This window comes from Nocardioides pyridinolyticus (assembly GCF_054653575.1).
Window position 1 is genome coordinate 1 of sequence record NZ_BAAIFY010000046.1, and the last position, 11,666, is coordinate 11,666.

Annotated in this window: 11 protein-coding genes, 1 tRNA gene and 1 pseudogene; 9 read left to right on the forward strand and 4 right to left on the reverse strand. The window is 68.2% G+C overall.

Going from position 1 to position 11,666, the window contains the following annotated elements:
* The 6 genes from ACYQ0U_RS21985 to ACYQ0U_RS22010 form a co-directional block, all read left to right on the forward strand.
* Positions 1–611, forward strand: a 611-nt coding sequence (locus tag ACYQ0U_RS21985; protein ID WP_459976025.1) for a cation transporting ATPase C-terminal domain-containing protein, incomplete at its 5' end; no start/stop codon positions are given.
* A gap of 59 nt (positions 612–670) precedes the next feature.
* A complete protein-coding gene (locus tag ACYQ0U_RS21990; protein ID WP_459976026.1) occupies positions 671–1,150 on the forward strand; it encodes a cation:proton antiporter regulatory subunit in 480 nt (159 codons plus the stop codon).
* Between the two features lie 35 nt (positions 1,151–1,185).
* Complete coding sequence (locus ACYQ0U_RS21995) at positions 1,186–2,646, forward strand: cation:proton antiporter (protein WP_459976027.1); 1,461 nt, start codon at positions 1,186–1,188, stop codon at positions 2,644–2,646.
* Complete coding sequence (locus ACYQ0U_RS22000; protein WP_459976028.1) at positions 2,532–3,416, forward strand: universal stress protein; 885 nt, start codon at positions 2,532–2,534, stop codon at positions 3,414–3,416. The genes ACYQ0U_RS21995 and ACYQ0U_RS22000 overlap by 115 nt, the downstream gene beginning before the upstream one ends.
* 371 nt (positions 3,417–3,787) lie before the next feature.
* Positions 3,788–3,851 (forward strand) — tRNA-OTHER (locus tag ACYQ0U_RS22005).
* A 166-nt stretch (positions 3,852–4,017) separates the two neighbouring features.
* Entirely contained in the window at positions 4,018–5,124 is a 1,107-nt protein-coding gene (locus ACYQ0U_RS22010) for a tyrosine-type recombinase/integrase (protein WP_459976029.1), read from the forward strand.
* Here the strand turns inward: ACYQ0U_RS22010 and ACYQ0U_RS22015 are convergent.
* From ACYQ0U_RS22015 to ACYQ0U_RS22025, 3 genes are all read right to left on the reverse strand, one after another.
* Complete coding sequence (locus tag ACYQ0U_RS22015) at positions 5,059–5,646, reverse strand: PIN domain-containing protein (protein ID WP_459976030.1); 588 nt, start codon at positions 5,644–5,646, stop codon at positions 5,059–5,061. The two genes, ACYQ0U_RS22010 and ACYQ0U_RS22015, sit on opposite strands and share 66 nt — an antisense overlap.
* A gap of 38 nt (positions 5,647–5,684) precedes the next feature.
* Complete coding sequence (locus tag ACYQ0U_RS22020; protein WP_459976031.1) at positions 5,685–6,206, reverse strand: excisionase family DNA-binding protein; 522 nt, start codon at positions 6,204–6,206, stop codon at positions 5,685–5,687.
* 117 nt (positions 6,207–6,323) lie between these two features.
* Entirely contained in the window at positions 6,324–7,148 is an 825-nt protein-coding gene (locus ACYQ0U_RS22025) for a hypothetical protein (RefSeq protein ID WP_459976032.1), read from the reverse strand.
* A gap of 142 nt (positions 7,149–7,290) precedes the next feature.
* Here ACYQ0U_RS22025 and ACYQ0U_RS22030 point away from each other — a divergent pair, with 142 nt between their 5' ends.
* Positions 7,291–7,908 carry a hypothetical protein gene (locus ACYQ0U_RS22030; RefSeq protein ID WP_459976033.1) on the forward strand — a complete coding sequence of 206 codons (618 nt, stop codon included), beginning with the start codon at positions 7,291–7,293 and terminating at the stop codon, positions 7,906–7,908.
* 100 nt (positions 7,909–8,008) lie between these two features.
* Positions 8,009–9,293 (forward strand): annotated as a pseudogene (locus ACYQ0U_RS22035) (ISL3 family transposase).
* 12 nt (positions 9,294–9,305) lie between these two features.
* On the opposite strand, the gene ACYQ0U_RS22040 reads toward ACYQ0U_RS22035, so the two are convergent.
* The gene (locus ACYQ0U_RS22040; RefSeq protein ID WP_459976034.1) at positions 9,306–9,911 is read right to left on the reverse strand and encodes a hypothetical protein; all 606 of its coding nucleotides are present in this window, start codon (positions 9,909–9,911) and stop codon (positions 9,306–9,308) included.
* 487 nt (positions 9,912–10,398) lie between these two features.
* On the opposite strand from ACYQ0U_RS22040, the gene ACYQ0U_RS22045 reads away from it, so the two are divergent.
* Positions 10,399–11,313 (forward strand): SNIPE associated domain-containing protein, encoded by a 915-nt coding sequence (locus ACYQ0U_RS22045; RefSeq protein ID WP_488199421.1) that lies wholly within the window; start codon positions 10,399–10,401, stop codon positions 11,311–11,313.
* The last annotated feature ends 353 nt before the right edge of the window (positions 11,314–11,666 follow it).

The following is an 11,666-nucleotide window of genomic DNA, read 5'->3' on the forward strand; positions in this document are numbered from 1 at the left end:
ACATCGCCGCCATCCTCACCTTCATCGCCGCCGTCATCGCCGGGCTCCCCGCACCCATGACCGCCGTACAGGTGCTGTGGATCAACCTCATCGCCGATGGTCCGCCCGCGCTCGCGCTCGGCCTGGACAAGCCGAACCGGCGCACCATGGACCGACCGCCCCGGCCCGCGAACGCACACATCCTGTCCTGGCCACGACTATGGCGGATGACGCTGGTTGCCGTCGTCATGGCCGCCGGCACCCTGGCCGTCCTGGCCACCGCCGATCACAACCGCGGCATCACCTACGCCACGACGTTCGCGTTCACCACCTTCGTGCTGTTCCAGGTCGCCAACGCCCTCAACGTCCGCACCGAGCACGAGTCGGCCTTCTCCCGCACCGTGCCGACCAACTGGTGGCTGCTCGGCAGCCTCGCGCTCGTCGTGGGAATGCAGGTGCTCGTGGTCCATCTCCCCTTGCTGCAGGGGCTCTTCGACACAGTGGCCCTCGACCCACAGCACTGGATTGCGGCCGCCGCAATCGCATCGCTGGCGGTGGTCGTCGGTGAGCTCGACAAGACCGTCCGGCGACACCGTCGACGCCATGGTCACCCTGGACGGGAGGGCTTGTGACAGCCAGCAGCCGGGGCGAACAGGGACGCAGACCGTTGCCCATCGGGGAGACTGCGGGCATGGAAGTCACAGAGGTGCTGCTCCCCGGTGTCGGGGTGCGCTACGAGTTCACGGCAGCGTCGGGTCACGACGTCGGGATCGTCGCCCGGCGCGACGGCGAGTTCGACGTGGTCTGCTTCGGCGGCGCGGATCCCGACGCCGCGGAGACCCTGTTCAGCCTGGACAGGCAGCAGGCGGAGGCGCTCGCGGACATCCTCGGGGCGCCGCGCATCGTCGAGCGTTTCGCCGACCTCAGCCGCGAGGTCCCCGGTCTCGCCTCGGCGACCATCGACATCCCCGGCGGGTCCCGGTTCGACGGACGGACCCTGGGCGAGACCCGGCTGCGGACCCTCACGGGTGTCTCCATCGTCGCGGTGGTCAAGGAAGACGCGGTCGTCCCCTCCCCGACCCCCGACGAGACGCTGCTCGGCGGACACTCCCTGGTGGTCATCGGCACCGAGCAGGGCATCGAGCGTGCCCGCGGCGTGCTTCTCGGATAGGACGAGCCGTGGGAGTCTTCCTGATCGAGCTGGGAGTGCTCCTGCTGACCCTCGCGCTACTGGGCGCCCTCGCCCGCCGCGTGGACCTGTCGCCGATCCCGTTCTTCCTGCTGGCCGGGCTGCTACTCGGAGAGGGCGGCATCCACGACGTCGGCGCCACCGAGGAGTTCGTCCGCGCAGCCGGAGAGATCGGGGTCCTCCTCCTCCTGCTCATGCTCGGCCTGGAATTCTCGGCCAGCGAGTTCACCGCCACCCTGCGTAGACATACAGGTTCCGGTCTCGTCGACCTGGCCCTCAACGCCCCACTCGGCTTCATCGCCGGCGCCCTGCTGGGTTACGAGTGGGAGGCCTGCGTAGCGCTCGCGGGCATCACCTGGATCTCCTCCTCGGGAATCGTCGCCCGCCTGTTGAACGACCTCAATAGGATGGGTAACCGCGAAACACCCGTGGTCCTCTCGGTCCTCGTGCTCGAGGACATCGCCATGGCGGTCTACCTCCCACTGCTGGTCGTGATCCTCACCGGAGGAAGCGCGCTGACGGCCATCCTCGCGGTTGCCACGGCGTTGGGACTGGTAGTCGCCGTCCTGCTGTCCACCCGACTGATCGGCCGGCATCTTGGCCGTCTGCTCGGCCACCAGGAGGACGAGCAGGTGCTGCTGCGGATCCTCGGCCTTATGCTGGTCGTCGCGGGTGTCACCTATCTAATCGACGCCTCGGCAGCCGTCGGCGCGTTCCTCGTGGGTCTGGCCATACCCGGGGCCACGGCCGATCGCGCCCGCACGGTGCTGCGGCCACTGCGCGACCTCTTCGCCGCCATGTTCTTCCTCTCCTTCGGACTCGCGGTCGCGCCAGCGACCCTGGCCCCCTACCTTTTGCCCGCCCTCGCCCTGGGTGCCGCGACGGCCCTGACCAAGCTCGCCTCGGGTGCCTACGCAGCCGCTCGCGCGGGTATCGGCCGGCGCGGACAATGGCGTGCAGGGAGCGCGCTCGTGGCTCGTGGCGAATTCTCTCTCGTCATCGCCGGTCTCGCCGTGACCGCCGGCTACGGCGACGTCGGCCCCCTTGCCTCGGCGTACGTCGTGCTGCTCGGCGTAGCGGGTCCGCTGCTGGCGAAGTTCGCCGACACTCCTCGAACAGCGGCGGACGTCATGCCCGGACGAAGCCCACCCCAATCGGTCACGGCCAACAGGGACCCTCCTCTCCGGTTCCCCGGGCAGTTCGCGAGCCCGCGCACCCCGAGCGTGAGGAAGGCAAGAGCGTCCAGGACCTCTGAGAACTCGAGCGACCATGCCGGACCCTGGAGCTCACAGGACAAGGGGACACCTCCCGTCGGGGTCCAATGTCCCTTCTCAGGTAGTCGGTCCAAGGCGAGAATCAGGACATGGTACGACCGGAGGGACCAGGTTCGGTGGTCGCTGCTGTCAGCGGCTCCCCGGACTCCGAGCGCGCTGTCGACTGGGCCGCGCAGTGGGCGTGGAGCGTTGGCCGGCCGTTGACGCTGGTGCACGCTGCAGACGGAATCGAGGTGCACCCGAACACCGAGGAGTTCCTCGCGGCCGAGCGAGCAGCGACCGAGAAGGCCAAGGAGTTTCTCGACGTCGCCGCTCAGCGAGTCACGAGCGTGCACCCGGAGCTACGCGTCTCGGTGGTCGTCGAGATCGGTGACCCGCCAGCGGTCATCCTCGACCACGCACAGCACGCAGCGGCTGTGGTCGTCGGCTCGCGTCGCGACAACACACGCCGAGCCCTGCTTGGTTCTGTCAACCATGCTGTCGCGCGCCACGCCGCCTGCCCGGTGATCGTGGTCAAGGAGCCGCCCTCCGAGGGTGCTTTGGGGCGCCGCATCGTCGTCGGAGTCGACGGCACCTCGGCATCGCGCCCGGCGGCCGAGTTCGCGTTCCAGTACGCCGCCACCGCCGACCTGCCAGTGGTCCTGATGCACTGCTCCTGGGAACGACTCGCCCGCGGCTCCGCTGTCCTCGGGCTGTTGAGTGGCAGCGAGGAACACGGACCCACCGAGGATGAGGAACTCTCGATTGCCGAGACCATCGCTGGCCTTTCCGAGCAGTATCCCGACGTCGAACACCGGATCAAGCACCGATCCACCGACCCCGCAACCGCTCTCATCGACGCCTCGCAGTCCGCCCAGCTCGTCGTGGTCGGAGTACGGCACCGCAACCCCGTCGCCGCGGTCCTGCAACGTTCGGTGTCGACGGCCGTCGCCGAGCACGCGCACTGCCCCGTCGCGGTTGTCAACACCCCCTGAGGGAATCAAGCAACTCAGTTCTCGCCGCCAGGTCGGTGCCGCTTCTGATTGGTCGCTGAGCATGCCCCAGGCGTAGTCCGGCCGCGCCAGGGGCTCGGCTGGCAGACGAACAGTGAGGCCCTCGCGCACCCGAGGTCCTGTGGCTCGAACTCACCGTTCGACTGCGAGCCGATGGTCGGCGGCGGCAAGTTCACGCTGGTCACAGGGACTGGACTCCGATTTGAGTCGTGTCGCGTTAATGCCCCGAAAACGACAGCACAAACCGTCCAATCGGAGCAGAGGAGGTCAAGGCGAGTAGGGCACGTGGCAGTGGGTATGCGCGCGTCTGCGCAGGTCAGAGCACGCCTCGCCAAGAGCGGTCAAGAGGACTCAGCGGGGGAAGCGCGCATGCTGGACGTCCAGAGGTCGCAGGTTCAAATCCTGCCCCCGCTACCAAATTCAGGCTCGGATCCCCCTGTGGATCCGAGCCTGAAAGCATTTGAACTTGACTCGGTCATCAGAAAGACAGCGCTTACCGACGTACGCGCCGGATCCTTACGCTCCGACGCCGCCGAGACGCGGGAGTCGAAGCCGGGGGAGTGGTCGCCGGTACAACCCGGCCATGACACTCGCCCCCACGTGTCCCACCGCCACGAGCCCCTCCGCCACTGAGGTGCCGACAGGCCTGACGGTCCAGGACGCGGTCCGGATCGCCGCCGCCCTCGAGGCCTCGCTCGCGCCCTCGACCCGGGTCCTGTACGCGCACACCTGGCGGGTCTGGGCCCGCTGGTGCGCCGCGCGCGGGCTCGAGCCGCTGCCCGCCGACCCGGCCGCGCTCGCCGCCTACTTGGTCGAGCGGGCCGCCGACGGCACCGCCGTGGTCACCCTCGACCTGGCCTGCACCGCGATCCGCCACGTCCACCTCCAGCAGGGACTGGCCAACCCCGCCGGGACCGCTTTGGTGCGTCAGGTCCGACTCGGGCTGCGTCGCACCTACGGCACCGCACCTCGACGCCTGGCCCGCCCGCTCACGACCGACGAGATCCGCCAGATCCTCGCCGCCATCGACACCAGCGTCCCGATCGGCGTCCGCGACACCGCCATCATCCTGCTCGGCTACGCCTCCGCCATGCGCGGCTCCGAGCTCGCCGCGCTCACGCTTGCCGACATCGACCCCAAGCCCGCCGGCCTCCTGATCACCATCCGGCACTCCAAGACCGACCAGGGACGCCACGGCCAGCGGGTCGCCGTCGCCCACAGCAGTCACGCCGCCACCGACCCGGTCGCCGCCCTGGCCGCCTGGACCCGCCTGCGCCGCACCCAGCTCGACGACGACATCGACGGCGAGCCCAGCGCCCTGTTCACCCGGATCTGGCAGACCCGGATCAGCGACCAGCCGCTCGGCAACTGGGTCGTCGCCCGGATGCTTCGCCACCGCGCCGAACAAGCGGGCCTCGACGGCACCCGCATCACCGCCCACTCCCTGCGCGCCGGCCAGCCACCACCGCCGCCCTCGCCGGTGTCCCCCTCCACCGCATCGCCGCCCAGACCCGCCACAAGGACCTCGGCGTCCTCCTCAACCGCTACATCCGTCCCGTCGAAGCCCTCGCGACCACCTCGAGCAGGGACCTCGGCCTGTGACGCTCGACCGGGACGCGGCGGCTCAATCGGCGGGCAACAGGGGCGAGAGAATCTCAGTCACCTCGTCCATGCCGTACCGGTGCCGTAGCTCGGTGAGGACCTCTTGGGGAGTTCGTGGCGGTGCGGTCATCCGTCCCGCCATCGCCGTCAGTGAGCGGACCCCGGCGCCGGGGTGTGCCGAGACCGTGTTGGCCGCGAACTCGGCCGGGGAGACCACCTCGATGGTGGCCTCCCGCAGCACCGCAGAGGTGCGGAATCCGGCGCGGGTGTCGTCGGTGACGATCGCGTCGGCCTTGCCGAGGATCGCGGCGTGCACGACGTGCCCGTCGTCGGGATCGTCGAGGTCGTAGTCGTAGGGGCGGTCCTTGGGGGCTGCGATCTCGGCGCCCGGGAACGCATGCCGCATCTGCTCGAACAGGTGCCGGCGGCGCTCTGTGCTGTCCTCACCACGGCCACGCTTGGTGTCGAGCCGTTCGAGCACGTAGTCGAGCTCGAACAAGATCCCCGAACCCCACAGCGGCGCGTAGGCCTCCGCGGCTGCCAGCTGCAACAAGAAGTCACGCTGCCGGACCGGCACCAGCGCACAGGTGTCGAGGACGGCGCGGTACATGCGCCGAGTCTCGCAGAGGGTGTCTTACACCTGGGCGCTCACTTGTGGCGACGCGCCTGCTCCAGCAACTCAGCCACCCCGTCGTCGGCCCCGTCGTCGGCCCCGTCGTCGGAGTCGTACGCGGCCGAAGACTCGGTGATGAACCGGTTGCGGCGAGCGCGAAGCTCCTCGCGGTAGGCCAGCACGTCAGCCAGTCGGAGCTTGCGCCGCACAGCGCCCGGCACATGTGCTGTCAGCTCGCCGTCCTCGATCAGCTTCACGACCGTCGGACGGCTCAACCCCAGGATCTCGGCGGCCTGCTGAGTCGAGATCTCCTGGTCGCGGGTCAGGATGCTGATCGACTGCCCGTGGCTCAGCGCCTGGACCACCTGCTTCAGGATCGCGTGCAGCTGCTCGGTCAGCTCGACCCGGTCGTGCTCGCCCGAGCCGCTGAGGAAGAAGACGGGTGCAGGGGAGGAGCCATGCCGTTCCTCGTGAGCCTCGATGAAGCTCAGCACCTTGGCCAGCTCGTCGGCATCCGCGGACGTCGGGCTGACCACCTCGGTGGGCGTCGCGGTCATGGGTCCTCCTTCAGTTCGTCACCACGGTACCGTAGTTACGAAACTTACGAAAGACGTCTCTGCGCTGCGGGGGCACGCGAGCGAGTGGCGCGGTGCCGTTCCGGGTCGTGCTGGGCGTCAGTCTAGGAGCGAGTCGAGGCGCTTCTGAATCTTGGACGCTCGGCGGCGCTCAGGCGGGCAGGCTGCGAGCCAGCGGCGGAGCACCGCCTCTTCCTTGTCGCGCTCGCCGAGCTTGCGATGGATGATCGCTGCCTGCTCCGTGTACCACGGGGCCGGCTCCCTGCCCTCGCGCGAGCTCTCGGCGGCCTCGATGGCTCCGTAGCAAAGAGCAAGCGCCTCGGCCAGGCGCCCCTCTCGCTTGAGCTGCTTGATCGGCTCGACCGTCTCCAGATAGTGCAGCCGGCCCACCATGCCCGCTTTGAACTGCTCCGCTCGCTCGCCGCCACCTGCGAGCGCTTGGTCCACCATCCGCGTGGTGTCGGCTGCTCGTTCGGCGCGCCGCTCCTCGACGGTGATAGCCGGTGGGTTCGAGGCCGTGTGGGGCCACCGCGCCGGGCCATCCCCGGCGAAGAACCATCCGCGGACCCGGAGTCCCTTCGGTGTCGGAGCCGCCCACAACTGCACCTGACAGTCCAGCGACCGGTCGCGGGGCAGTCCGCGAGCAATGAAGCTCGGGACATACCCGACCCTGGCCCCAGCCACCTGGACTGCAACGGCGTTCGGGTCGACCGGGTTCTCCGGCTCCGGGACCAGTCGCCCGCGCTGGTCGAGCAGCCCGCCCCCAGCCAGACCCACCGATGCGAAGACGTCGGCCAGAGCCGCTGCACCGTGCGTGGTGGTGCCCGCCATCTCGACCGGTTCCGACAACGACGGCACGCCGATCTCCGCCCGGACAGTCACCTGGGGTGCGGGTCTCGCGTCGCGACGGCGGAAGAACTTCACCTGCACCACGGTGCCATCACCACAGGCTCGCCGCAGCCAGTCCTGCCAGCCGCACTCGCGGGTCGCCTTAGTTCTGCTGCATGTGTCGGACGTCGGGTCTACGGTGCTGTGCGTTCCGAAAGTCAGGTCTGAAGGGGCGGTCATGGCGAAGCGCGGCTTTTTCGCGGAGATGAACTACCAGGCACAGCAGGCAGAGAAGCGACGCCGCCAGCAGGAGGCGCAAGCTGTCCGTGCGCACAATGCCGCGGTCCGAGAGCACGAGCGTGCCGTGAAGGCCGCCGAACGTGCACGCGCGACCGCTGCTCGAGCCTCCGAGGCCCAGCGCAAGGCCGCCGAGAAGGAAGCCCTGCGCCTACACGTCGAGGCGCGCACGGCCGAGGTCGAGGCCATGAACAAAGACCTCGCCGCCTCGTACGACGACATCGACGGGCTCCTTGCCTGGACGCTCGACTTCGACGACTACGTCGACCTGGAGTCGCTGAAGGTCACCGCCGAGCACCCGCCGTTCGACCCCGACAAGCTCGGCACTCCGACGCCGCCGGTCCCCGACCTCGTCTACCCGCCACAACCGGAGTATCAGGAACCGCCCGCCCCCAAGGGGCTGTCCGGTGCGTTCGGCGGGAAGAAGAAGCACGCCGAGGCCGTCGCGGCCGCACAGGCCGACCACCAGCGCCGCATCCAGGAGTGGAACGACAGCAACACCAGAAAGCACGCCGACCAGATCGCGGCCATCGCAACCCGCGAAAAGGGGCTCTTGTGACGCTTCCGTGGGTGGTTGCTCGCGCCTGAACGGCCACACGCCGCTCCCGCTCTAGGTTTCTGGGTTGTCGAGACTCAGGAACTGCAGAGCGGAGAACGGCGTGCGAAACGCCAGCCTATGGCGTGCCCTGTTGGGCGTCGAGAAGACCGTGATCGAGGATGTCGAGTACGACGAGGACGTCGAGTTCGTCATCGTCCACGTCCGCCCTCAGCGAGCCGGTCGCGGGCGGTGCGGACAATGTGGGACCCGGTCACCGTGGTACGACCGCGGTGAGGGACGCAGGCGTTGGCGGAGCCTCGATCTTGGGGTCATGGAGGTGTTCCTCGAGGCCGACGCGCCGCGGGTGGACTGTCCGACCCACGGGCCTACCGTCCGTCAGGTGCCCTGGGCCCGCCATAGCGCTGGGCACACGCTGGTGTTCGACCAGCAGGTCGCTTGGCTGGCGACACAGTGCTCGAAGTCCGCGATCACCGAGCTGATGCGGATCGCCTGGCGCACCGTCGGCGCGATCATCACCCGCGTCTGGGACGACACCGCAGCCGGGTTGGACTTCTTCGCCGGTCTGCGGCGGATCGGGATCGATGAGATCTCCTACAAGCGCAGCCACAAGTACCTGACCATCGTGGTCGACCATGACTCCGGACGACTGGTGTGGGCCGGTGTGGGGAAGGACAAGGCCACGCTGAGCACGTTCTTCGACGCCTTGGGTGAGGAGCGCAGCAAGCTGATCACCCATGTCTCAGCCGACGGGGCCGGGCTGGATCGCCGCCGTGGTCGCTGAGCGCTGTCCCAACGCGGTCCGATGCGCCGATCCCTTCCACGTCGTGAAGTGGGCAGGCGAGGCCCTCGACGAGGTCCGCCGCCAGGTCTGGAACGAGGCACGCGCCGACGCCCGGACCCTGCGAGCCCGGCGAGCAGCGGGCAAGGAGAACAACTCCTCCGGTCACGCGAAGGCGTTGAAGGACTCGAGGTTCGCGTTGTGGAAGAACCCTGAGAACCTCACCGCCCGACAACAGGCGAAGCTGGCCTGGATCGCGAAGGCCGAACCCCGACTGCACCGCGCCTACCTGCTCAAAGAAGGCCTGCGGCTGGTGTTCCAACTCCCGGTCGACGAAGCTACCGATGCCCTGGACGCCTGGATCGGATGGGCGCGACGGTGCCGCATCGAACGGTTCGTGAAGCTCCAGCGCACCATCGTCGAACACAAGCCAGCGATCCTCGCCGCCATCGAGCATGGCTTGTCCAACGGCCTCATCGAGTCGGTCAACACCAAGATCCGGCTCATCACCCGCATGGCCTTCGGTTTCCGCTCACCCGACGCACTCATCGCCCTGGCCATGCTTAACCTCGCCGGCCAGCGCCCAACGCTCCCCGGCCGCCGATGACCCACGGATCAGTCACAAGAGCCCGAAAAGGCCGAAGCCGAGCGGCTCGAGAAGCTCGGGGAGGCCGAAGCCGCCTACCGGGCCGAGTGCGCGCAGCGCGAAACCGACGCTGCGGCCAAGAACGAGGAACTGGCCAAGTTCATCAACGACCTGGCCTTCGACGTCGAGTACGCCATCGAGGACTACGTCGGCATCGTCCTCGCGAACTCCGTCTACCCGGACGCCTTCCCCGTCGAACACGAGCACGGCTTCGACCTCGCCAGCCGCGAACTCACCCTGCAGGTCAACATCCCTGAGCCCTCTGCCCTGCCGTCGGTCAAGGAGTACCGCTACGTCAAGGCGAAGGACGAGATCACAGCCACCCAGCTGACCGCGAAAGCGCAGAAGGACCGTTACGCAGCAGCGGTCCACCAGGTCGCCGTTCGCACGCTGCACGAGGTCTTCGAAGCCGACCGCGCGGAAAAGATCCAGTCGATCGCGCTCACCGTCGGTGCCAACCGCATCGCTCCAGCCACCGGGCAGCCCGAGTACGTGCCGCTCGTGATCGTCGCAGCCGACCGAGACACGTTTAGCTCCTTCGATCTCGCGAACGTCGTCCCGTCGGCGACCTTGGCTCATCTCGGCGCAGCGATCTCCAAGTCGCCCTCCGACCTCACCCCGGCCGACACCAGCCGCGGCGTCCGGCAGCGAGGCCAGTGATGCGGTTCAACCCACCTCCCGGGTGGCCGCAACCTCCCGCCGGATGGGTGCCGCCACCAGGGTGGAAGCCCGACCCTTCCTGGCCCGAGATGCCCGACGGATGGCAGCTGTGGCTGCCCGACGAGAGCAACCCTGAGCCGCTGCCCCCGGAACCAGTTGCGCAAGAACCCGTCCCCGCAGCACCGGTGCCACCTTCAATCACCGACCCCGGACCGGACACCAGCGCCCTGCTGAGCCGGATCGCTGATCTGAAGCCGCCCTGGCGCAGCCCGGCGGCGAGGTCATCGAGCTCAACGACCAGCGCGTCCTCCAAGACGTCGGGATCTACCGCTACCACCACCCGCTCGAAGACGCCGCCGCATACAGGGACCGGCTCGCAGCCATCAACGGACGCATCGACGACCTCGTGAAGACCAACCGAGCCGTCCTCGCCGCCGACATGTTCACGTTCGACGGCTCGCTGGCCAAGGGCCGCAAGATGGTCGGCGACCTCTCCAAGCTCATGCTCCGCGCCTACAACGCCGAAGCCGACAACTGCGTCCGATCCCTCCGCAACGGGAACATCTCCACCGCCAAGAAGCGGCTCGAGAACGCGATGAAGTCCATCGAGAAGCTCGGCGTCATCATGGAGATGCGGGTCAATCCGGACTACCACGACCTTCGCATCGAAGAGCTCGAGCTCACCGCGGACTACCAGATGAAGGTCCAGGAGGAGAAGGAGAAGGCACGAGAGGAACGCGAGCTCCTCCGCGAGCAGCGCAAGGCCGAGCAAGAACTGGCCGCCGAACGCGAGCGGCTCGAGAAGGAGAGGGCGCACTACACCACAGCGCTCGAGCAGCTCCGGGCGAAGGGCGACACTGGAGCGGCCGACGAGCTCGCCGGGCGCCTCGCCGAGATCGACCAGGCGATTGAGGCCAACGACTACCGCACCGCCAACATCCGTGCCGGCTACATCTACGTCATCTCCAACATCGGCGCGCTGGGCCCCAACATCGTCAAGATCGGCATGACCCGACGCCTCGAACCGCGTGACCGAGTCCGAGAGCTTGGTGACGCCTCAGTTCCGTTCCTCTACGACACCCACGCCCTCTTCTTCTCCGACGACGCGGTCACGCTTGAGAACGACCTCCATAAGGCGTTCGCAGACCGTCGCGTCAACTTCGTCCACGAACGCCGCGAGTTCTTCTTCGCCACCCCCGCTGAGGTCCGCGAACTCCTCATGCAGAAGGTCGGCGGGCTTCTGGAGTTCAACGAGGCGCCCGAGGCGCCCGAGTACTACCAATCCCGAGGTCGCTGGCCGGAGTTCGAATCAGGTCGGTGAAGCTGGCAGCAGGGCCTGCCCACTTCGCGGCGGTGTGACGCGGTCTCCGTCGAGTCGCGGCAGACGTGCCTGCGGCAGGTGTTTCCGTCAGCATGCGGCGAGGAGCTCGCAGGCGGGCGTACGCTTCCGCCCACGAGCGCGTCAAGATAGTGGCCGGGCCGGGCCGGGCGTCGCGCGGCGGCGCGCCGCATCTGCGGGACTCGCCGCTTAGCCTCGATCCACCGATGAGCTCGGGGTTGTGAGCGCGGCGTGAAGTGAGAATGCCCTTACGTGCTGGTGGAATCGGTGTTCTCTAGGGAACGATTTCCACCACCACGAAGGGCATCTCGTAGATGCAGCCTTGCCACACGCCT